This is a genomic window from Cupriavidus sp. 22TCCZM04-2 (assembly GCF_057798895.1).
Genome location: NZ_JBYOJS010000016.1, coordinates 124298 through 144492 on the forward strand (window position 1 = coordinate 124298; position 20195 = coordinate 144492).

At 67.9% G+C, this 20195-nt stretch carries 17 protein-coding genes; 2 read left to right on the forward strand and 15 right to left on the reverse strand.

The window, feature by feature from the left end:
- Positions 1–21 precede the first annotated feature (21 nt).
- On the forward strand, positions 22–924 hold the full coding sequence (locus AC3FKG_RS22105) for a LysR family transcriptional regulator (protein ID WP_483713687.1): 903 nt from the start codon (positions 22–24) through the stop codon (positions 922–924).
- 105 nt (positions 925–1029) lie between these two features.
- Here the strand turns inward: AC3FKG_RS22105 and AC3FKG_RS22110 are convergent, their stop codons facing one another.
- The 11 genes from AC3FKG_RS22110 to AC3FKG_RS22160 all read right to left on the reverse strand — a co-directional run bounded on the left by AC3FKG_RS22110 (position 1030) and on the right by AC3FKG_RS22160 (position 14497).
- The gene (locus tag AC3FKG_RS22110; RefSeq protein WP_483713686.1) at positions 1030–3168 is read right to left on the reverse strand and encodes an acetate--CoA ligase family protein; all 2139 of its coding nucleotides are present in this window, start codon (positions 3166–3168) and stop codon (positions 1030–1032) included.
- A 7-nt stretch (positions 3169–3175) separates the two neighbouring features.
- Entirely contained in the window at positions 3176–3952 is a 777-nt protein-coding gene (locus AC3FKG_RS22115) for an SDR family NAD(P)-dependent oxidoreductase (RefSeq protein ID WP_488744122.1), read from the reverse strand.
- Between the two features lie 69 nt (positions 3953–4021).
- Positions 4022–5119: an acyl-CoA dehydrogenase family protein gene (locus AC3FKG_RS22120; protein WP_483713682.1), complete on the reverse strand. Its 1098-nt coding sequence runs from the start codon at positions 5117–5119 to the stop codon at positions 4022–4024.
- Complete coding sequence (locus tag AC3FKG_RS22125) at positions 5116–6255, reverse strand: acyl-CoA dehydrogenase family protein (RefSeq protein WP_488744123.1); 1140 nt, start codon at positions 6253–6255, stop codon at positions 5116–5118. Before AC3FKG_RS22125 ends, AC3FKG_RS22120 begins: the two co-directional genes overlap by 4 nt.
- Positions 6256–6274: 19 nt before the next feature.
- On the reverse strand, positions 6275–7045 hold the full coding sequence (locus AC3FKG_RS22130) for an enoyl-CoA hydratase/isomerase family protein (protein ID WP_488744124.1): 771 nt from the start codon (positions 7043–7045) through the stop codon (positions 6275–6277).
- A gap of 10 nt (positions 7046–7055) precedes the next feature.
- Positions 7056–8234 carry a thiolase family protein gene (locus tag AC3FKG_RS22135; RefSeq protein ID WP_488744125.1) on the reverse strand — a complete coding sequence of 393 codons (1179 nt, stop codon included), beginning with the start codon at positions 8232–8234 and terminating at the stop codon, positions 7056–7058.
- 7 nt (positions 8235–8241) lie between these two features.
- The gene (locus AC3FKG_RS22140) at positions 8242–9255 is read right to left on the reverse strand and encodes an acyl-CoA dehydrogenase family protein (protein WP_488744126.1); all 1014 of its coding nucleotides are present in this window, start codon (positions 9253–9255) and stop codon (positions 8242–8244) included.
- Positions 9256–9274: 19 nt separating this feature from the next.
- Complete coding sequence (locus tag AC3FKG_RS22145) at positions 9275–10438, reverse strand: acyl-CoA dehydrogenase family protein (protein WP_488744127.1); 1164 nt, start codon at positions 10436–10438, stop codon at positions 9275–9277.
- 21 nt (positions 10439–10459) lie between these two features.
- Positions 10460–11671 carry a CaiB/BaiF CoA transferase family protein gene (locus tag AC3FKG_RS22150; RefSeq protein WP_488744128.1) on the reverse strand — a complete coding sequence of 404 codons (1212 nt, stop codon included), beginning with the start codon at positions 11669–11671 and terminating at the stop codon, positions 10460–10462.
- 391 nt (positions 11672–12062) lie between these two features.
- On the reverse strand, positions 12063–13229 hold the full coding sequence (locus AC3FKG_RS22155; RefSeq protein WP_488744129.1) for a porin: 1167 nt from the start codon (positions 13227–13229) through the stop codon (positions 12063–12065).
- Positions 13230–13657: 428 nt separating this feature from the next.
- Positions 13658–14497, reverse strand: coding sequence for an enoyl-CoA hydratase/isomerase family protein (locus tag AC3FKG_RS22160; protein ID WP_483713673.1), 840 nt, complete (start codon positions 14495–14497; stop codon positions 13658–13660).
- Positions 14498–14822: 325 nt separating this feature from the next.
- Here AC3FKG_RS22160 and AC3FKG_RS22165 point away from each other — a divergent pair, with 325 nt between their 5' ends.
- On the forward strand, positions 14823–16016 hold the full coding sequence (locus AC3FKG_RS22165) for an acyl-CoA dehydrogenase (protein WP_488744130.1): 1194 nt from the start codon (positions 14823–14825) through the stop codon (positions 16014–16016).
- A 165-nt stretch (positions 16017–16181) separates the two neighbouring features.
- Here the strand turns inward: AC3FKG_RS22165 and AC3FKG_RS22170 are convergent, their stop codons facing one another.
- The 4 genes from AC3FKG_RS22170 to AC3FKG_RS22185 all read right to left on the reverse strand — a co-directional run bounded on the left by AC3FKG_RS22170 (position 16182) and on the right by AC3FKG_RS22185 (position 20169).
- Positions 16182–17183 carry a Bug family tripartite tricarboxylate transporter substrate binding protein gene (locus AC3FKG_RS22170; RefSeq protein WP_488744131.1) on the reverse strand — a complete coding sequence of 334 codons (1002 nt, stop codon included), beginning with the start codon at positions 17181–17183 and terminating at the stop codon, positions 16182–16184.
- A 111-nt stretch (positions 17184–17294) separates the two neighbouring features.
- The gene (locus AC3FKG_RS22175; protein WP_483713670.1) at positions 17295–17750 is read right to left on the reverse strand and encodes a MaoC family dehydratase; all 456 of its coding nucleotides are present in this window, start codon (positions 17748–17750) and stop codon (positions 17295–17297) included.
- A 23-nt stretch (positions 17751–17773) separates the two neighbouring features.
- Entirely contained in the window at positions 17774–18934 is a 1161-nt protein-coding gene (locus AC3FKG_RS22180; RefSeq protein ID WP_483713668.1) for an acyl-CoA dehydrogenase family protein, read from the reverse strand.
- A gap of 32 nt (positions 18935–18966) precedes the next feature.
- Positions 18967–20169 carry an acyl-CoA dehydrogenase gene (locus AC3FKG_RS22185; protein WP_488744132.1) on the reverse strand — a complete coding sequence of 401 codons (1203 nt, stop codon included), beginning with the start codon at positions 20167–20169 and terminating at the stop codon, positions 18967–18969.
- Positions 20170–20195: the final 26 nt, after the last annotated feature.

Sequence of the window (20195 nt, forward strand, 5' to 3'; positions counted from 1 at the left end):
CCGCAACACAGAGCAGCAGAGATGGACCTCCGACAGATGCGACAGGCCCTCGTCCTGAGCGAGACCCTGAATTTCCACCGCGCCGCCGAGCGCCTGTGCATGGCGCAGCCACCGCTGTCCACGGCCATCCGCAAGCTGGAGGAGGAACTCGGCGCCACGCTGTTCGACCGCCTGCCGTCGGGCCTCACGCTGACGCCGGTCGGCGAACTGGTGCTGCGGCAGATGCGCAACACCCTGTTCTTCGCCGACGAGATCCGCCGCGCGGCCAGCGAAGGCGATGCCGGCGAGCGCGGCAAGCTGCGCGTGGGCTTTGTCGGCTCGTCGGTCTACTCCCTGATGCCTCGTCTGATCCGCGCCTTCCGAACCCGGTATCCGCGCGTGGAACTGGTGATCGAGGAATCCACAACCGTCGACCTGCTGCGGGCCGTGGAGGAACACACGCTCGACGCCGCGCTGGTCCGTCATCCGGTATTGGGCAAGACTGCCGCGCAGGTCACCCTGCTCCAGTCCGACCCGCTGGTGCTGGCGGTGAGCATTGATTCGCCGCTGGCCGGGCGCAAGTTCGTCGCGCTCCCCGAGCTCGGCGACACACCGTTCATCGTCTATTCGCAGGCCCGCGTGCCGACCATGCACGCGCTGATGATGTACGCCTTCCAGGCAGCGGGCATCAGTCCGCCTATTGCCCAGGAGGCCGTGCAGGTGCCGACGATCCTCGCGTTGGTGGAAAGCGGCCTGGGCGTCGCGCTCGTGCCGGCCGCCACCGCCCGGCTGGGCGGCGAAGGCATCCGCCACATCCCGCTGACCGGATTGCCCGAGCAGATGGACTTCGGCATCGCCCTGGCGACGCTGCCCGATCCGAGCAACGCGACGACGCGGAACTTCGTGGCGCTGGCGCAGGAGGCGACGCGGGAGGCAACGCCATAGGCGGCACTGGCAGAGGGAGCAGCCGCCTGCTTACCCGGCATTCTCCAAAGCCCTTCACAAGGCCGCGCCCCTCCGTAGCGCGGCCTTCCTCCGCCAAACCGGCCGTCAGCCCTTGCGTTCGATCAGCGCGTCCACCGCCACGATGCGGTCCGGCGTGCAGATCAGCGGATTCACGTCGAACTCGGCGATCAGGTCGCGCTGGTCGGCCGCGAACTCGGACAGGCTGGCGATGACCTCGGCCAGACGCTCCATGTCCACGCCGGCCGCGCCACGGAAGCCCTTGAGCAGCGCCACGCCGCGCAACCGTTCCAGCATCTCGCGCGCCTGCTGCGCCGAGCACGGCGCGATAGTCGCGACCGTGTCCTGCATCAGCTCGACCATCACCCCGCCCAGGCCGACAACCAGCAGCGCGCCGAGGTGCGGATCGACGCGGGCGCCGACCAGGATCTCGACGCCGGCCGGCACCTGGCTTTGCACCAGCACGCCGTTGATGCGGTCGTCGGTCGTCACCTTGCGCGCGTTCGCCATCACCTCGCGGTACGCAACGGCGACTTCCTCGGCCGACTTCACGCCGAGGCGAATCACGCCGGCTTCCGACTTGTGCGGGATTGCCGGGCTTTCGACTTTCAGCACGACCGGATAGCCGCAGGCATCGGCGGCGCGCACGGCGTCCTGCCCGCTCGCCGCCAGGGACTCGCCCACCACCGGCACGCCGTACATGGCGAGGACGTCCTTGGCTTCACGCTCGGTCAGCGTATCGGCCGGCGCGGCCAGGATGCGCGCGCGTGCATCGGCGGCCACCGAAGCGAGCGTCATGCGCGGCGCCTTCGGCGTGGCGCGCGACAACAGCCACTGCTCGCGCCGGTGCCATGCCGCCAGCGCCGCGAAGCAATGCGACACCGAGCGGAACAGCGCCAGCCGCGGCAGCGCTTCGGTCTCGCGCGACTCCGGGCCTTCCATCCAGTTCGACATCCACAGGCCGCAGGCCATCTTGCCGTGCTTCACCGCGAGGTCGTTGAAGACCTCGAAGCGGCGCCCGTTGCCTTCGCCCGTCACCACCAGCGGCACGACGGCGGCGCCATAGGCCACATCAGCGAAGACCGCGTCGCCGCACTGGATGAACGAGTCGAAGTTGTTGGCGGCCTGGGCCGTCAGGTCGCACGGGTTGCGGGCAGCGCCGAAGTCCGGGATATGCGATTCGAGCACGGCACGGGTCGCGTCGCACGGCTGCGGCAGCGGCACGTCGAAGCGCTCGGCCTCGTCGGCGGCGACGATGCCCGCGCCGCCCGAGCCGGAGACGATCGCCACGCCGGTCGCCGTCGGACGCGGTGCCTTGGCGAAGAACACGGTGGTCGGCACCAGTTGCTCGATCGTGTCGACCTGCACCGCGCCGGCCTCGCGCAGCGCCGTGCTGTAGGCGCGGTCGGACCCCGCCATCGACCCGGTGTGCGACATGGCAGCCGCCGCACCCGCTTCGCCACGCGCCATCTTGTAGACGACCAGCGGCTTGCCGGCTTGCGCGCACAGCTCGGCGGCGCGGATGATGCGGCTGGCGTCGGACAGCCCCTCGAACACACAGGCAATCGCCGCGCACGCCGGATCGCCGGCCATGTAGGCAATCTGGTCGGCCACGTCGATGTCGCACGCATTGCCGCACGAGAACACATGGCTGAACGCCGTGCCGTGGTTGGCCGCCTGCTCCAGCGCGAACGCGAGCGCGCCGGACTGGCTCACCAGCCCGATCGCGTGCGGCGGCAGTTCGCCCTCGCGGGCCGGCAGCGCCGTGAACGACACCATCGCGTTGTTGACGTAGTTGGCATAGCCGATGGTGTTGGGGCCGAGCAGCCGCACGCCGCTCTCCCGGGCGATGTCCACCAGGCGGGCCTGGTCGGCTGCCTTCTCCGGATTGCCGGTCTCGGCGTAGCCCGACGCGAACAGCACCACGCCGCCTGCGCCCAGCTTGCCGCACTCGCGCACGATGGGCTCGACCGTGTCGCGCCCGGTGGCGATCAGCACGCAGTCCGGCACCTCGGGCAGCGCGGAGAGCGATGGGTAGCAGCATTCCCCGTTGATCTCCTCGTAGCGCGGGTTGACCAGCAGCACCTTGCCGTCGAACTGTCGCAGGTTGGTCATTGAGCGGCCGGCGAAGGCCTTCTCGTTGGGCGTCGCCCCGACCACCGCGATGGATCGCGGATGGAAGGTGCGGCGCAGCTCATCGTGGGTAAAAAGCTTGCGTGACGACATGCCGGCCTCAGCTCGCCAGGTGGAAGCCACCATTCACGCCGAGGTGCTGGCCGAGCACGTAGCCGGCGGCATCCGACAGCAGAAAGGCGATTGGGGCCGCCACTTCCTCCGGTTGCGCCCAGCGGCCCATCGGAATCATGGCAAGGTAGGTGTCGCGGAAGCGGTCGCTGCGGATGGTCTCGGTCATCGGCGTCTCGACCATGCCCAGGCAGATGGTGTTGGTGCGCACACCGTACTTGCCCCACTCGCGGGCGGCAGCCATCGTCATGCCCAGCATGCCGGCCTTGGCAGAGGCGTAGTTGATCTGGCCGATGGAGCCGCGACGGCCGGCTTCGGACGAGATGTTGACGATCGAGCCGCTGACCTTCTCGCCGTTCTTCGCGCGCTCGACGAGGCGCGAGCCCACTGCCTGGAGCCACAGGAACGCGCCGGTCAGGTGGCAGTCGATCACTTCGTTCCAGGTCTTCAGCGTCATGTTCTCGATCATCGCGGCACGCACGATGCCGGCGCAACTCACAAGGCCGTCCACCTTGCCGAAGCGCGATACGGCATGCTCGACCGAGGCCGAAACGAAGTCGGGGTCGGCCACGTTGCCGACATAGGCTTGCACGTGGTCGGGATGCTCGGCGGCGAGGGCCTGGATGGGTTCGCCCTTCAGGTCCACCGCGCAAACCTTGGCGCCCAGCTTGAGCGCGAGTTCGGCGGTGGCACGGCCCACGCCCTGCGCGGCGCCGGTGACGATGATGACCTTGCCGGCCAGGGACATGAGGTTGTTGTCGGTCATGGTGGATCTCCTCTCGAAGTATTGGAGTAATTCGGGGTTTATTCGGGGTTTATTCGGGACTATTCGGGACTATTCGGGACGCCCTTCCAGGCGGCCCAGATGGAATTGCGTGTCGCCATGCAGCTGGTCGAGCACGAGGATGCGGCGCAGGTAGTGGCCGACCGCGTACTCCTCGGTCATGCCGATGCCGCCGTGCATCTGGATGGCTTCCTGGCAGACCTGCCGTGCGTTGCGGGTGACCAGCACCTTGGCGGCGTGCGACGGCACGTCCGCGCCAGTCAGGTCGTTGCGGCCGGCCAGCGCGAGTGCCAGCGAGACCGCCATGCTGCGGCTCTGCTCCAGCGCCACCAGCATGTCGACGGCGCGATGCTGGAGCGCCTGGTTCGAGCCGATCAGGCGGCCGAACTGCTTGCGCGTCTTCAGGTAGGCGACGGTAAGCGTGTACGCCGAATCCATCGCGCCGACCATCTCCGCGCAGGCCGCGCTGATGCCGGTGTCGAGCAGGCGCTGCAGCAGCGCGGGTGTCAGCGTGCCAAGCCGCTCGCCCTCGGCGTCGTCCAGCGTCACGTCCGCCGCCGGGGTACCGTCGATGAGGCGACCGCCGGCGACGGCCACGCCCGTGGTGCGGGCATTGACCAGGAAGAGCTGGACGCCTTCATTCGGCGCCTGCGCGGTCACGAGGAAGTAGTCCGCCCCGGTGCCATGCAGCACGCAGGGCTTGGTGCCATACAGGCGCCAGCCGTCCACGCCATGGGCAGAATGCGTGGCCACGCGACCGGGCACCGCTTCGCCATGCGCCCACGCCACCTGGAGTTCGCCGCGCGCGATCCGTGGCAACAGGCTGGACTGCTGCGTGGGCGAGCCGAGCTGTTCGATGGCCGTGGCCGCCATGACCACGGTGCCGTGATACGGCTCCAGTGACAGGCACTTGCCCAGCGCCTCGGACACGGCCATTTGGTCCACGGCATCGCCGCCGAAGCCGCCATGCGCCTCGGGCATCGCCGCGGCGGTCACGCCGAGTTCGGCCAGTTGCGCCCACACTTCGGGCGAGTGGCCGGCTTCAGCCGCCACGTATTGCTGGCGGTGGCCGAAATCGTATTCGCGGGCCAGCAGCCGCGCCAGGCTGTCCTGCAGTTGCTGCTGGACGTCGTTCAGTTGCAGGTTCATGACAGGTCGAGCACGGTGGCGGAAAGGATGTTCTTCTGCACTTCGGTGCTGCCGCCGAAGATGGAGACGGCGCGGGAGTACAGATACGACTTGGCGAGCGTTCCAGTGTCCGCCCGCAGCGAGGCCGGGGCGGTCATGCGGCAGATCACGTCGGTGATGGCCTGGAATATCTCGCTGCCGCGGGCCTTCAGCATCGGCGACAGCTTCATGTCGGCATGGCCGCCGTGCATGCGGAACTGCGTCACTTCCAGCGCGTGCAGGTCGGCCTCGATCATGGCGATCTGGCCGCGACAGGCCGCCAGCGTGGAAGCGGGATGCCCCTCCTCCCCCAGCTTCGCCAGCAAAGCCTTCGCGCAGGCCACGCGTTCCTTGTTGCGGCCGATACCGGCGATGTAAGCGCGCTCGTGGCCAAGCAGGAACTTGGCATAGTCCCAGCCCTTGTTCTCTTCGCCGACCAGGTTGGTGGCGGGCACCCGCACGTTGTCGAAGAACACTTCATTCAGGCTGTGGCGGCCGTCGATGCTGATGATCGGCCGCACGGTCACGCCGGGCGTCTTCAGGTCGATCAGCAGGAACGAGATGCCGGCCTGCTTCTTCACCGCATTGGGATCGGTGCGGACGAGGCAGAACACCCAGTCGGAGTAATGCGCCTGGCTCGTCCAGATCTTCTGGCCGTTGACGACGTACTCGTCGCCCTCGCGCACGGCGGCAGTCTTGAGCGATGCGAGGTCGGAGCCGGAACCCGGCTCCGAGAAGCCCTGGCAGACCTGGATGTCGGCGTTCAGCAGCTTCGGCAGGAAGTACTCGCGCTGGGCGTCGGAGCCGAAGTGGATGATCACCGGCCCGAGCATCGTGATGTTGAAGATGTGCGGCGGCGGCGCCGGGGCGGCGGCACACTCGTCGGCGAAGATCTGCTGTTCGGCGGCATCCCAGCCGGCGCCGCCGCATGCCTTCGGCCAGGCGGGCGCACCCCAGCCACGCCTGTTCAGCGCACGTTGCCAGAGTTCGGTATCGGCCTTGGAGGCGAAGCCGCCGTCGCGCAGGCGCTGGCGCATGTCGTCGGGCAGGTTGGCGACGATGAAGTCACGCGCTTCCCGCCGGAACGCCTTGTGCTCCTCCGAGTAGAGCAAGTCCATGGTGGATCCTTGTATCGGTTCAGCGGCCCTGGAAGACAGGCTGCCGCTTTTCGGCGAAGGCCCGCAGGCCTTCGCGCATGTCATAAGAGCGCTGGTGGTTGCGCAGTTCGAGCAGTTCGTGGCGGAGCGCGTCGGCAACCGGCTTGTCGGCGGCTTCGGCCACCACGCGCTTCATGCGGGCGAGCACCAGCGGGCTCCTGGCCGCCAGCAGTTCGCCCACGGCTTGCGCGCGGGCAGCGAGTCCGGCGTCGGGCACGACTTCGTTGACCAGCCCGAAGCGCTCCATCTGCGCGGCGGTGAAGCTCGCGCCGGTGAACAGCAGCCAGCGCGCCACATTGGCGGGCACCTTGCGCGGCAGCACGGCCGCGCCGCCCGCTCCCGGGAACACGCCGAAGTTCGAGTGCGCGTCGCCCAGCTTCGCGCTCTCGGCCGCGAGGACGAGATCGCAGGCCATCACCGTTTCCAGGCCGCCCGCCAGCGCCAGACCATTCACGGCTGCAATGACCGGCTTCGGGAAGGCACGCAGCGCGTCGACGAAGCCAACCACCACGTCCAGGAAATCCGGCTCGCCGGTCACAGGCGGCTCGGCCACTTCCTTCAGGTCTGCCCCGGCGCAGAACGCACGGCCGTTGCCGGTGAGCACCACCACGCGCACGGCGGAGTCGTCGCGCCAGGCATTGAGCCGCGCGGTCATGGCGGCCGCCATCTCGCGGTTCAGGCTGTTCATCGCCGCCGCCCGGTCCATGACCAGCCAGCCGACCGAGTTCTCGATGCGATGCTGAAGACTCATCCCACCCTCCTCAGCACAGTTCCAGGCCAACTGCGGTCGCCTCGCCGCCGCCCAGGCACAGGCTGGCGAGACCGCGCTTCAGGCCGCGCTGCTTCAGCGCGTGGACCAGCGTCACCAGCAAGCGGGCGCCGGTGGCCCCGACCGGATGGCCGAGCGCGCAGGCGCCGCCATTGACGTTGAGGCGGTCGTGGCCGATGCCCAGTTCGTCCAGCGCGATCATCGTCACCACGGCAAACGCCTCGTTGACCTCATAGAGATCGACGTCGCGCGCGGTCCAGCCGGCCTTGTCGAACACGCGGCGCGCGGCGAGCACCGGCGCGTCGGCGAACTGTTGAGGCGGGTTGGCATGGGTGGCGTGCGCGACGATGCGGGCCAGCGGCGCAAGGCCCTGGCGAATGGCGTCGCTCTCGCGCATCAGGACCAGCGCGGCGGCACCGTCGGAGATCGACGAGGCATTGCCGGCCGTTACCGAGCCACCGTCGCGGAACACGGCCTTCAGTTTCGGCAGCCTCGCGGCGTCGCACTGGCCCGGCGTCTCGTCCTCGGTGAACTCGCCGCCGCGCTTGAGCGTGACCGGGGCGATCTCGTCGCGGAAGTGCCCTTCGGCGACCGCCGCCTGCGCGCGCAGCAGGCTCTCGCGGGCGTACGCATCCTGCGCCTCGCGGCCGATGCCGCGCGCCTCGGCGGCGAGGTCGGCGTAGTAGCCCATCAGGTGGCCTTCGTAGGCATCCTCCAGGCCGTCGCAATACATGTGATCGAGGAACTGGCCGTGCCCGAGACGGTAGCCGTAGCGGCCGCGCGGGACGATGTACGGCGCGTTGGTCATCGACTCCATGCCGCCCGCCACGGCCACGTTGCAGGTGCCGGCGAGCAGCAGGTCATGCGCGAGCATCACGGATTTCATGGCCGATCCGCACATCTTGCTGATGGTCGTGGCCGGCGTGGACGTGGGCAGCCCCGCGCCGAGTACAGCCTGCCGCGCTGGCGCCTGACCAACGTTGGCAAACAGGCACAGGCCCATGATGGCTTCGTCGACCGAAGCCGGATCGACGCCTGCCTGCGCCACGGCGGCGCGGATGGTGATGGCGCCCAGCTCCGGCGCCTTGAACGCCGACAGCGAGCCGTTGAACGCCCCGATGGGCGTACGCTTCGCGCCGACGATGACGATGGATTCCTTGTTGTTCTGCATGGCGGCCTCAGGAGTGGAATGCGAGCTGCGTGCGCGCGAAGTCGAGAATCACCTGGCTCGATGCGCCGTCTTGCGCGAACAGCGCGTCACCGAGCAGCTTTGCGCAATATGTCTCGCTGCCGCCGACGCTGCGCCATTCATGCAGGCGGCGCGTGAACAGGCCGAGCGCCAGTTCCTCGGTGATGCCGATGGCGCCGTGCACGGCGTGGGCGATGGCCGCCACTCGCTCCCCCGCCTCGCAGGCGCGCAGCTTTGCGGTAGCAGCGCGCAGTGGGTCGGGAAGGTAGCCGTCGGCGGCGCAGCCCAGGCGGGCGGCGAAGACCGCCGAGGCAGCCTGCTCGGCCATCACGCTCAGTTCCTGCTGCATGGCCTGGAACTGGCTGATCGCGCGCCCGAACTGCTGGCGGTCGTTGACGTATGTCACGCTCATCGCCAGCACGCGCTGCATCGCGCCCGCCATGCCCGCGGCGTGGGCGGCGTTGCACAGGGCGATGATGTCAGCGTCGTCTTCGCGGAAGCGGAAGACGGCGGCTTCGGCGGACTGCCATTGCAGCGAGGCCGATGCCCGTGGGCGGTAGATGCCCGGCGTGCGCATCGCGGCGCTCACCGGCAATAGCAGCCATTCGCCGCGCCACTGCGTCAGCACGAGATCGGCGAGCGCGGCGCCCGGCACGTTGCGGCAGACGATGTGCTGGCCGCCAGCGGCGGCGGGAGCGATGGCAATACACTCGCCCGTGCTCTCGCGCCCGGCCTTCGCCAGCATGGCGCGAGCGATGGCGGTCTCGGCGAGCGGGTGGCTCAGGCCGGCGCGGCCGGCAGCGAGGAACAGCGGGAACGCTTCAGGTAGCGACAGCCCGGCGCCACCGCATTCGGCGGGCACGAGGGCATCGGTGTAGCCAAGGGCGTCGATGGCGGCCCACTGCGCGGCGGCGCCTTCGCCCGCTTCGCTGCGGCGCACCGCCTCGTCGGCGCACAGGTCGGCGAGCGCGCGCTCGAAGCCTTCCAGGAGGGAATCAGTCATATACGTATCCGGATGAGTCTTAGCGAAGCCCGAGCGAGCGGGCGATGATGCCGCGCAGGATCTGGCGCGTGCCGCCGCGCAGCGAGAAGCTCGGGCAAAGCTGCGTGATGTAGGCGAGCGCGCGTTGCAGCGTCTCCGACGGCTCAAAGTCCGGCATCTGCTCGATGGCCGAGGCGATCCATCCCGGCACGGTCTGCTCGAACTCGGTGCCGAGGTCCTTGACGTAGGCAGCGTCGGTCTCGGGGTTCTGGCCCTTGTCGAGCAGGTCGGCCACGGCGAGCGACATCGCCCGCAGCGCGGCCAGGCGCCCGGCGATGCGGCCGGCGATGACCTTCACCGAATCGGGCGCGGGGAGGCCCGACGCACGCACTTCGGCCAGCCACGTCTCGGCCAGAAGCTGGCTGGTCAGGATGCGCTCGGGGCCACTGCGCTCGAAGGCGAGTTCGGCGGTCACCTGCTTCCAGCCCGAGCCTTCCTCGCCGACGATGGCGTCGGCGGGCAGGTCCACGTCCTCGAATACGACTTCGCAGAAGTGCGCGTCACCGGCGAGGTCCTTGATCGGGCGGTAGCTGATGCCGGGCAGGCTCAGGTCGATCAGTACCTGCGACAGGCCCTGGTGGCGGTCGCCGTGCTGGCCCGACGTCCGCACCAGCGCGCACATGTACTGCGTGCGGTGGGCATTGGTCGTCCAGATCTTGCGGCCGTTCAGGCGCCAGCCAGTTTCGGTGCGCACGGCGCGGGTGCGCACGCTGGAGAGGTCGGAGCCGGTGTCGGGCTCGCTCATGCCGATGCACATGAAGATCTCGCCGCGCACCATGCGCGGGACAAAGAACTCGCGCTGCGCCGGCGTGCCGAACTTCAGGATCAGCGGCGCGGTCTGGCGGTCGGCGAACCAGTGGGCCGACACCGGCGCGCCGGCGGCGATCAGTTCCTCCACCAGCACGAAGCGGGCGAAGGCGCTGCGGCCGGCGCCGCCGTACTCTTTTGGCAAGGCGAGGCCGAGCCAGCCCTGTTTCGCGAGGGCGCGGCTGAAGTCGGCGTCATAGCCCATCCAGGTGCGGGCGCGGATATGCGTCGGCACGTCGGCCAGCGTCTCTTCAAGGAAGGCGCGGATTGGGGCACGCAGCGCCTCATCCTCGGGCGGGATGGCGACGAGCGGCAGGAATTCGAGGCTTGTGGTCAAGGTGAAGCTCCGGATATGGCGTTACTGCGCGGCCGGGGCGAGCACGGTGGCGCCCTCCTCGGCCAGCTTGCGAATGTCTGCGGCGCTGTAGCCGGCCTCGGCCAGCACCTCGGCGCTGTGCTCGCCGAGGCGCGGGGCCTGGCGGGCAACCCGCGGCGGCGTCCTCGACCATTGCGAGGGGATCGCCATGGAGCGGATCGCGCCTTCGGTGGGGTGCTCGACCACGTCGAAGAAGTTCACGGCATCGAGGTGCGGATCCGCCAGCAGCGAGTCGATGGTGTGAAGCTGCATCACCGGCATGTCGGCGGCTTCAAGCAATTCGATCCATTCGGCGGACGTGCGCGTGGGCATCACCTCGGCCACCATCTGGTACAACTCGTTGATGTGCTTGGTACGCTCGCCGATGGTGGCGAAGCGCGGGTCGTTGTCCATCAGGCCCGGCTTGCCGATCATGTCGAAGAACTTGCGCCACTGCTTGTCGTTGTAGACAAGCACGCAGACGTAGCCGTCCCTGGTTCGGTACGGGCGGCGGTTGTGGTCGAGAATGCGCGCGTAGCCGCTCGGGCCAATGGGCGGGTCGAAGGTCAGGCCGCCCATGTGGTCGCCCAGCACGAACTGCGCCATGGTTTCGAACATCGGCACGTCGATGGCCTGGCCTTCGCCGGTACGCTGGCGGTGGAACAGCCCGGCCGTCACGGCATTCGCGGCGGCGAGCGCAACGATGCGGTCGGCAATGGCGCTGGGGGCGTAGCGCGGCACGTCTGCGCCGGCCGTCCTGGCGAGCGAGGGAATGGCCACGGCGCCCTGGATCAGGTCGTCATAGGCCGACTTGGCGGCGTAGGGACCGCCCTGGCCGTAGCCGTACACGCCCACGTACAGGATGCACGGATTGATCTTCGCGATCTCCTCGTAGCCGAGGTTCAGCCGCGCCATCGCCTGCGGGCGGACGTTGTAGATGAGTACGTCGGCATCGGCGGCCAGGCGCAGAAGCGCCTCGCGCCCGGCGGGCTTCTTCAGATCCAGCACGACGCTGCGCTTGCTGCGGTTCACATGCAGGAAGATGCCGGCCATGCCGTCGTGGCGGCGAGGGCCCACGTCGCGCACGGTGTCGCCGGCGGGCGGCTCGACCTTGATGACGTCGGCACCAAGGTCGCCGAGGATCTGGGTGGCGTACGGTCCCATGAGGACCGTGGTCATGTCGATGATGCGGACGCCTTGCAGGGGGCCTGTCATGCTGCGGGCCCCTGTTGCCGCGATGCTGCGGTGTTCATGCTGTCTCCTCGAAACGGGTGAATCCATCGTACGTTTCGGGGAGACGTCGGAAAAATACTTTCGGTATTGCGAGCGATACACCGGCTGTATCGGCGGAACTTATCCGGTGTCAGGTCCCGCCAATTCGTCGTCGAATCGCGCGGGAATGCCCATTACTGAGCACCCCCGCACAGATCCCGGCGTGCCCCATCTGGGCTATCGGGGCTCCTTGGCCGAGCCCCCGACGTTCCTCCATCGACGTTTCGCCGACCACCTCGCGGTGGCCTGCGCACGGCTCGGGGCCGATGGGGTTCGTCATTGCTTCATCGCAGTGGACTTGCGTCACCTGCTGCTTGCCGGTCTCCCGGCGCACTCAGAAGATGTGGCGGATGCCCGTAGTCACGCCAACCATGCCCTTCTGCCCGGCCGTCATCGGATAGCCGTAGAGGAACAGCGTCTGCGACGAGTCGAAGTTCAGGCCTGCATTGCGCGAATAGGCAGCCGTCACATAGATGTCAGTGCGCTTGGACAGGCTGTAGTCGGCAAGGAAGGACACTTGCCACGGGTTGGCCGGATTGCTGGCCGGGGCCGCGGGCGCCAGGCTCAATCGCTTGAAGTCCGCGTAGTAGTAGGCCAGCGACAGTCCCAGTGCGGCGGTAGCCTGGTAGTTGACGCCTGCCCAGTAGTAATCATCGCGTGCAAGCGTATTGCCGTTGGCGAAGTCCACCTTGGCCCAGCGGTAGCCGGCCATGGCCTTGAACGGACCGGTTGAATAGCTAAGCGCCGCACCTGCCTTCCGGCTGTTGCCCTGCTGGCCGGAAGTCACGGTCGGGTGCCACTGGTCGTAGGCGATCGAGGCACCGAAGCCATTGCTGAAGTAGGACAGCGACGCGCCGTAGCCGTTATTGTCGCGGAATGCTCCCGGCGTTTCGCCGTTGCCGCCGTTAGCCAGCGCCTGGGCGCCGATCGCCGGCACGCCCACGCCGAACGAATAGTGAGCCACAGCCTGCAGCGGTCCGAACACGCCGACATACTTGACGACGTTGTCTTCGCGGTAGTTGGTGCCAAGCTGCCATGCCACCGGTTCATAAGTCGTGGCAAAGCGCAGCGGCGCAAAATTGGCCATGCCCTCGAAGAAGGACGTGTACTGGCGGCCCAGCATCAGCTTGCCGTAGGTGCTGTTCTGCAGGCCGACAAAGGCCTGGCGGCCGAAGAGGCGGCCGGACTGCAAGGTGCCGGTATCCGGGGCAAAGCCGTTCTCCAGGACGAAGATGGCGCTATTGCCCGCGCCAAGGTCCTCGGTCCCCCGCAGGCCCCAGCGCGATGGCGACAGGCCGCCCAGCGTGGGCATCGACAGACGGCTGCCGCCCGTAGTCGCAAAAACGGGCTGGCCGTTCACGACGGTAGGCTGGGCGTTCGCGACGCGATTCACATACTCGATCGAACCATCGATCACGCCGTACAGCGTCACGCTGGTCTGGGCCTGGGCTGCGCCTGCCACGGCCAGCAGTGCAGCAAGCGCAAGTTGCGATTTCCTCATTTTCCAGTCTTCTCCATTTGATTATTGACTCCACCCCCAATGCGGCCGGCAGGTGAAGGGATTCCCAAGCGCACGCTCCTCCGGGCATACGCAAACGGAAGCAGACCACGGGGCAGGCAGATGCAAGCCTACCCGTCCCGAGGCGTTGTGCCCACCCACAGACTCCCCCGGGTCGGGGGGCACGCAGTCGAAGGCTACTCGTGTAAGAAAACTCCGGCACGGGGCCGGAGCAGAGAAACCCGCAGCTCGAGCAGGCTGCGAGGTGGAGATCTGGCGCAGACCCCGATGTCCATGTTCCATCAGGTGTGAAACAGCCATGGCCAACCGCCCTCCCGCATGTGCCCTGCTGCGCATCGGCGCATGGGCCAGAGCCGGCTGTTGCAGGCGCGAGCGAACGAATCGGAAGGGTCGACATCGGCAGGCAGCCCTTATGCTTCGCGCGCGGCGCGCTCCCAGTCGAATCGCAGCCCTTCGCCGCGCAGGAAACTCCCGATGGCGTCGCGGTAGAACTGCGTGGAAGCGGCCAGTCCCTGCGCCTGCCCTTCCAGCGCGAACATGGTGTCGTAGGACGACTCGAAGGTGCCGTTGAGCGCGCGCTTGGTCAGGGCCACCGCATCGCGCGGGGCGTCGAGGAAGCGGGCGGCGAACTGGCGCGCCGCCGTCGGCAACGCGGCGGCGCCGTGGATCGCATGCACGATGCCGCGCTCGCGCGCCTCCTGCACCTCCATGCGCCGCCCGGTGTACATCAACTCCTTCGCCAGTCCCATGCCCACGGCACGCGGCAGGGCGTACATCGCGCCCATGTCGGGCACCAGCCCGATCTTGACGAAGGCCATCGAGAACGAGGCGCGCTCCGACGCCAGCACGAAGTCCGCCGCCAGCGCCAGCGAGAAGCCGGCACCGGCTGCCGGCCCGTCTACCGCGGCAATCACGGGCAGTTCGAGGTCGTGCAGGCGGCGCAGCCAGCCATGGATTCCGGTCAGCCGGCGACGCATGGCGGCCGGTTCGCGCACGGACGGATCGGGATCGTCAAGCAGATCGCGGATGGACCGGAGGTCGCCACCCGCGCAGAAGCTGCCGCCCGAGCCCGCGAGGATCAGCGCCCGCACCCCGCTGTCGGCCTCGACGAGGTCGAGCATGTCGGCATAGTCCTGCCGCAGTTCCAGCGAGAGCGCGTTGCGCGCCTCGGGCCGCTGGTGGGTGAACTCGGCAATGCCCTCGGAGATAGCGAGCGTGGCATGGCGTAGCGGGTATTGCCGGGATTGCATTGTCCTTCCTCCGATGATGGGAACGGCGCTCCTTGTGCAACGTTGACTTCCACTGCTTCGGCACTGCATGACACAGTGTCCCGTACAACGCGCCGCAGCGGTCCTACTCGACATGGGGGGATAAGGCGAGGCACCGGGATGCGATATCCCGCACAAGGGCCGGAAAGTCCGGAACAGGGAGACTGTCCCTGTCATAAGCGGACATATGGGGTGGCATGGGCCACCAGTGGTGGGGGGCGATGCACGCCCTTCTCTCCTCCAAGATGTCACCATCGCGACGGTCCGCAGCGGCGGACCGCGCGGCCGTGACATGGAGAGCATTCAGATGGACTTCCGCCCCGACCCCACCCTCGCCGAATTCCGCCAGGAAGTACGCCACTTCCTGCAAAACAAAGTTCCCGCCGACCTGCCCCGCCGCGCGCACGGCATGCGCTCGCCGCGCGAGACCGTCATGCAGTGGCAGCGCGTGCTGAACGCGCACGGCTGGGGTGCGCCTTATTGGCAAAAGGAACACGGCGGCACCGGCTGGACCGTGCCGCAACGCCTGGCCTTCGACGAAGAATGTGCCGCCGCAGGCGTGCCTTCGCAGGACGGGTTCGCGCAGAAGCTGGTCGGCCCGGTGATCAACCACTTCGGCACGTCCGCGCAGAAGGCCGAGCACATCGGCGCCATCCTGCGTGGCGAGCGCCTGTGGTGCCAGGGCTTCTCGGAACCCGGATCGGGCTCGGACCTTGCCTCGCTGCGCACGCAGGCCGTGCGCGACGGTGACGAGTACATCATCAATGGCCAGAAGATCTGGACCAGCTACGCCCACCACGCCGACTGGATCTTCCTGCTGGTGCGCACCGACACGTCGGCCAAGAAGCAGGCTGGCATCAGCTTCCTGCTGGTGGACATGAAGACGCCCGGCATTACCGTGCGCCCCATTATCAGCATCGATGGCTGCCACCACCTGAACGAGACCTTCTTCGACAACGTCCGCGTGCCGGTTGCCAACCTCATCAGCGAGGAAGGCAGCGGCTGGAAGGTGACCAAGTTCCTGCTCAACAACGAGCACGCCACCACCGCCGACCTGCCGACGCTGCGCCGCCTGCAACGCCAGTTGCGCGCCATGGCGGCATCGCCCGCCCGCAACCGCACCTTGGGCGAACACCACCAGTTCGCCCTGCGCCTGGCGCGCTGCGAAGCAGAACTGGAAGCCATCTCGGTCATGGTGCAGCGGGTGGCCGCGCTGGAGGCAGACCACAGCCCGGCAGCCCATGCGATGGGCTCGATGCTCAAGATCCGCGGCACGGAGCTGCAGCAGCTGATGGGACAGTTCCTCGTGGAAAGCCTGGGCGACTACGGCCCCGTTGCCTATCCGTCCAGCCATGACGGCCATCAGGGCGAGCCGCTGCCGCAGCAAGAGGTGATGAGCGACATCGCCGCCGAGATGTTCTTCCGCCGCGCCACCACGATCTACGGCGGGACCAGCGAAATCCAGCGCGGGATCGTGGCGAAATCGCTGTTCGGGTTCTGATCGTCATTCCCGCGAAGGCGGGAATCCAGCGACTTTGAGAAGCGCTCGCGCTTCAAAGACACTGGGTCCCCGCCTACGCGGGGACGACGTGTCGGTTATTGGGAGCAAGTCGGCATGGCCAGCGTGCGCCGGTCTCTCAGGGGAGAAAACCGGTGGCTCCGCGGCTTACTCCGGCTGAATCCCCGCCACACCAATCATCTTCTGCCAGATCTGCTGGTCGGCCTGCACCGCGGCGCCCAGCTCCGCGCCAGTCCCCGGATTCGCCAGGCTTCCCCGCGCCGCATAATGCTTCTGCGCCTCGGGCGAGTTCACGAACTCGATGGTCAGCTTGCCGATCCGCTCGACGATCGGCGCGGGCGTGCCGGCGGGCGCGAACAGACCACTCCAGTTGGTGCGCGACACGGCCTCCATCAGCTTCGGGTTCAGCATGCCCGCCTCCGACAACGTCGGCACGTCCGGCAGCACCGGCACCCGCCTCGGGCTGAGCACCGCCAGCGCCCGCAGCTTCTTCGACTGCACCAGCGTATAGGCCGCGCCGAACTCCACCATGCTGTAGTCCACCTGGCCGCCGACGAGGTCGGGCAGCAAGCCGGCAGTGGACTTGTAGGGAACATCCGTCGTCTTGATGCCTGCCGCCTCGTTGAATGCGGCCGACATCAGGCGATAGCCCGTGCTGCTGGAGCCGCCATTGATGGCGCCCGGCTTCGCGCGCGCGGCAGCCACGAGGTCCGGGATCGACTTATATGGCGACTGCTCCGGCACGACCAGCGCAATCGGCAGCGTGGACATGCGCGCCACCGGCACGAAGTCCTTGTTGGGGTTGTAGGGCAGCTTCCGGTACAGGAACGGGTTGGCCGACATCGCGCTGGAAGCCGTGAGCAGCAGCGTGTACCCGTCCGGGGACGACTTGGCGACCGCGTCGCTCGCCAGGATCATGTTGGCGCCCGGCCGGTTCTCGACCACGACGTTCTGTCCGAGCCGCTCGCCCAGGAATTTCGCCAGCAAGCGGGTGTAGTCGTCGATGCTGGTGCCGGGGCTCGCCACGGACACAATGCGGATCGGGCGATCCGGATACTTGTCCGCCAGCGCGGGTCCAGCGCCGGCCAGCAGTGCCCCGCAGGCGATGGCGAGCAGGACGCGGCGGCGTGTCAGTTGGCTATGTGTCATCTCTTGTCTCCTCAAAGTCAGAAAGCCGCGCCGGTGCCCGGCGCGGCTGATCTCGTAACCTCGATGTTGCGCGGCGCCCCGTCTTACGTGCGCTAGGCTGCCGCACCATGTTCAGGGATACCGTCGCGTGATCGACTCGGCGATGCACACCGGCTTGGTGCCGCCTTCCCGCTCGACGATCATCTCCACCTTGGTCTGCGCGCCGCCACCGTCCAGCGCCTCGTACGACAGCAGCTTGAAGTGCGCGCGCAGCTTGCTGCGCACAGGCACCGGCGCCGGAAAGCGCACCTTGTCGAGACCATAGTTCACGCCCGTGCGGCTTTCCTCCACGCGATAGGCCGCATTCGAGAACTCCGGTAGCAGGCTCAGCGTCAGGAAGCCGTGGGCGATGGGGGCGCCAAAGGGGCCGTCCTTGGCGCGCTCGGGATCGACGTGGATCCACTGGTGGTCGCCGGTGGCGTCGGCAAACTGGTTGATGCGGCCCTGCTCGATGGTCACCCACTCGCTGGTGCCGATGATCTCGCCGACGAGCGGCTGGAGATCGCTGATCTTCTCGTAGACTTTCATGCTCTTGCTCACTCCTGATTTCGTTACGACAGTGCTTGCTGCAGCGACCAGGCGACCAGCGACTCGTGCAGGTCGGCGTTGCCGAAGATGGCGTCCGCCACCACGGCGCGCTTGAAGTAGTGGCCGACCGTGTATTCCTCGGTCATGCCGATGCCGCCGTGGAGCTGGATGCCCTGCCCACAGACGTACTTGGCTGCGCGCCCGATCAAGGCCTTGGCCTGGGACACCGCGTTCCGCACCTCCTCCGGCGTGCCGCTTTCCACCGCAGCCAGCAGCGCGTACAGCATGGAGCGCGCCACTTCCAGTTCCGCGGCCATGTCGGCCATGCGGTGCTGGAGCGCCTGGAAGCTGCCGATGGCCACGCCGAACTGCTTGCGCACCTTCAGGTACTCGGCGGTAATCTCGATGGTCTTCTCCATCGCGCCGACCAGTTCCGCGCACAGCGCGGCGGTACCATGCAGCAGGCCGAGGTCCAGCGCGGCCAGGCCGGAGCCCGGCTCGCCCAGCAGCGCGCCGGCGGGAACGAACACGCCGTCGAGCGTGACTTCGGCCGCCCAGCTGCCGTCGTGCAGCGGCAGCGCGCGGCGCGACAGGCCCGGCGCATCGCCTTCCACCACGAAGATGCGCAGTTCGGCGCCGTCGTGCGCGCTGACCGGCTGCGCGATGGGAGTCATGGCGGTGACCAGGAAGGCGTCGGCTTCGGGGCCGCCGAGCACGAGTGTCTTCACGCCGCGCAGCACGTAGCCGCCAGGCGCGGCCTCGGCGTGGGTGGCAATGGGCGTCGGCAGGCCGCGCGAGCCGGCTTCGCTGTAGGCGAGCGCGAGCTTGCGCGAACCGTCGGCCAGCGCCGGCAGCAGCGCTTCGCGCTGCGCGGGTGTGGCGCCGGCCAATAGCGTTTGCGCCGCGAGCACGGCGCAGCCGAGGTATGGCTCGATGACCAGGCCACGGCCAAGCTGGCCAGCGATCAGCACGGTGTCGAGCAGCGTGCCGCCGAGGCCGCCCTGCTCTTCCGGCAGCGCGGCGGCAAGCCAGCCGTTGCTGGCGAAGGTGTCCCAGTGCTTCGCGCTGCAGCGCGAGCCGGACTTGATCAGCGCGGTGCGGGCTTCGAAATCGTAGTCCCGGTCGACAAAGCGGCGCACGCTGTCCTGCAGCATCTGCTGCTCGGAGTCGAGATTGAAATTCATGGTCTGTGTGACTCAGTGTGACGTGGGGGGCTTCAAAGTTGGAACAGCGCGCGGGCGATGATGCCGCGCTGCACTTCGCTGGTACCGCCGTAGATGGTTGAGGCGCGGCGGAAGAACATCTCGCTGGCCAGGCCGCGCGCGATATCCTGCATCGGCAGCGGATCACCGGCGTCGGTCTCGGGCGGCGCGAAGGCCACCGGACCGAAGTCGCCGAGCGATTCCACGATGAAGCTGCTCATGCGCTGCTGCAGTTCCGTACCCCGCACCTTCAGGATCGATCCGAGCGCATGGGCGGCGGCGCCGTGGTCCTGCGCCTGCTCCAGCGCGGCCACGCGCTGTACCAGCATGGCGATGGCGGACAGGTCGGCCTCGAAGCGGGCTACCTGCTGGGCGAACTGCGGACGCTCGATCAGCGGACAGCCTTCGCCGTCGCGCTCTCGCGCCAGCATGCGGATCTGCACCATGTACTTGCGCAGCATCGGCAGATCGGCGGCCGTGGCGTGCTCGTTGTTCAGCAGGAACTTGGTGATCTTCCAGCCATCGCCCTCTTCGCCGATGCGGTTGGCAACCGGAACGCGCACGTTGTCGAAGAAGGTTTCGTTGAGGTGGTGGCAGCCGTCGATGGTGTGGATCGGGCGCACGGTGATGCCCGGCGTCTTCATGTCCACCAGCAGGAAGCTGATGCCGGCCTGCTTCTTGACCTCGGTATTGGTGCGCACCAGCAGGAAGATCCAGTCGGCCCGATGGGCGTGGCTGGTCCAGATCTTCTGGCCGTTGACAACGTACTCGTCACCGTCGCGCACGGCCTGCGTGCGCAGCGAGGCAAGGTCGGAGCCCGAGCCGGGTTCCGAAAAGCCCTGGCACCAGAAGCGCGTGCCGTTGAAGATGTGCGGCAAGTGCTCGGCCTTTTGCTCCGGCGTGGCGAATTCGTTCAGTACCGGGCCGAGCAGCTTCTGCGCGCCGGTGTCCTGAGTGGGCGTACCGGTGGCGGTGCATTCCTCGTCGAACACCAGCCGCTGCAGCACGCTCCAGCCGGTGCCGCCGTGGGCCTTCGGCCAGTATGGCGCACCCCAGCCGTTCTCGTTCAGGATGCGCTGCCACGGCGCGAGCTCCTCACGCGGGGAGCGCGTGCCGATGCGCAGGCGGCCGGCCAGTTCCGCCGGCAGCTTCGTGCGCAGGAACTGGCGCAAATCGTCCCGGAAGGCCTCAAGACTGAGGTCTGGCTGAAAGTCCATGTCTTTGTCTCCTTGTCATGCTTTCG

Bases quoted from the DNA above. Each gene is read 5' to 3' on its own strand.
- AC3FKG_RS22160 (WP_483713673.1), bottom strand. From the start codon at position 14,497: ATGCAATCCCGGCAATACCCGCTACGCCATGCCACGCTCGCTATCTCC.
- AC3FKG_RS22105 (WP_483713687.1), top strand. From the start codon at position 22: ATGGACCTCCGACAGATGCGACAGGCCCTCGTCCTGAGCGAGACCCTG.
- AC3FKG_RS22180 (WP_483713668.1), bottom strand. From the start codon at position 18,934: ATGAATTTCAATCTCGACTCCGAGCAGCAGATGCTGCAGGACAGCGTG.
- AC3FKG_RS22135 (WP_488744125.1), bottom strand. From the start codon at position 8,234: ATGCAGAACAACAAGGAATCCATCGTCATCGTCGGCGCGAAGCGTACG.
- AC3FKG_RS22110 (WP_483713686.1), bottom strand. From the start codon at position 3,168: ATGTCGTCACGCAAGCTTTTTACCCACGATGAGCTGCGCCGCACCTTC.
- AC3FKG_RS22170 (WP_488744131.1), bottom strand. From the start codon at position 17,183: ATGACACATAGCCAACTGACACGCCGCCGCGTCCTGCTCGCCATCGCC.
- AC3FKG_RS22120 (WP_483713682.1), bottom strand. From the start codon at position 5,119: ATGAACCTGCAACTGAACGACGTCCAGCAGCAACTGCAGGACAGCCTG.
- AC3FKG_RS22130 (WP_488744124.1), bottom strand. From the start codon at position 7,045: ATGAGTCTTCAGCATCGCATCGAGAACTCGGTCGGCTGGCTGGTCATG.
- AC3FKG_RS22140 (WP_488744126.1), bottom strand. From the start codon at position 9,255: ATGACTGATTCCCTCCTGGAAGGCTTCGAGCGCGCGCTCGCCGACCTG.
- AC3FKG_RS22150 (WP_488744128.1), bottom strand. From the start codon at position 11,671: ATGACAGGCCCCCTGCAAGGCGTCCGCATCATCGACATGACCACGGTC.
- AC3FKG_RS22165 (WP_488744130.1), top strand. From the start codon at position 14,823: ATGGACTTCCGCCCCGACCCCACCCTCGCCGAATTCCGCCAGGAAGTA.
- AC3FKG_RS22185 (WP_488744132.1), bottom strand. From the start codon at position 20,169: ATGGACTTTCAGCCAGACCTCAGTCTTGAGGCCTTCCGGGACGATTTG.
- AC3FKG_RS22125 (WP_488744123.1), bottom strand. From the start codon at position 6,255: ATGGACTTGCTCTACTCGGAGGAGCACAAGGCGTTCCGGCGGGAAGCG.
- AC3FKG_RS22175 (WP_483713670.1), bottom strand. From the start codon at position 17,750: ATGAAAGTCTACGAGAAGATCAGCGATCTCCAGCCGCTCGTCGGCGAG.
- AC3FKG_RS22115 (WP_488744122.1), bottom strand. From the start codon at position 3,952: ATGACCGACAACAACCTCATGTCCCTGGCCGGCAAGGTCATCATCGTC.
- AC3FKG_RS22155 (WP_488744129.1), bottom strand. From the start codon at position 13,229: ATGAGGAAATCGCAACTTGCGCTTGCTGCACTGCTGGCCGTGGCAGGC.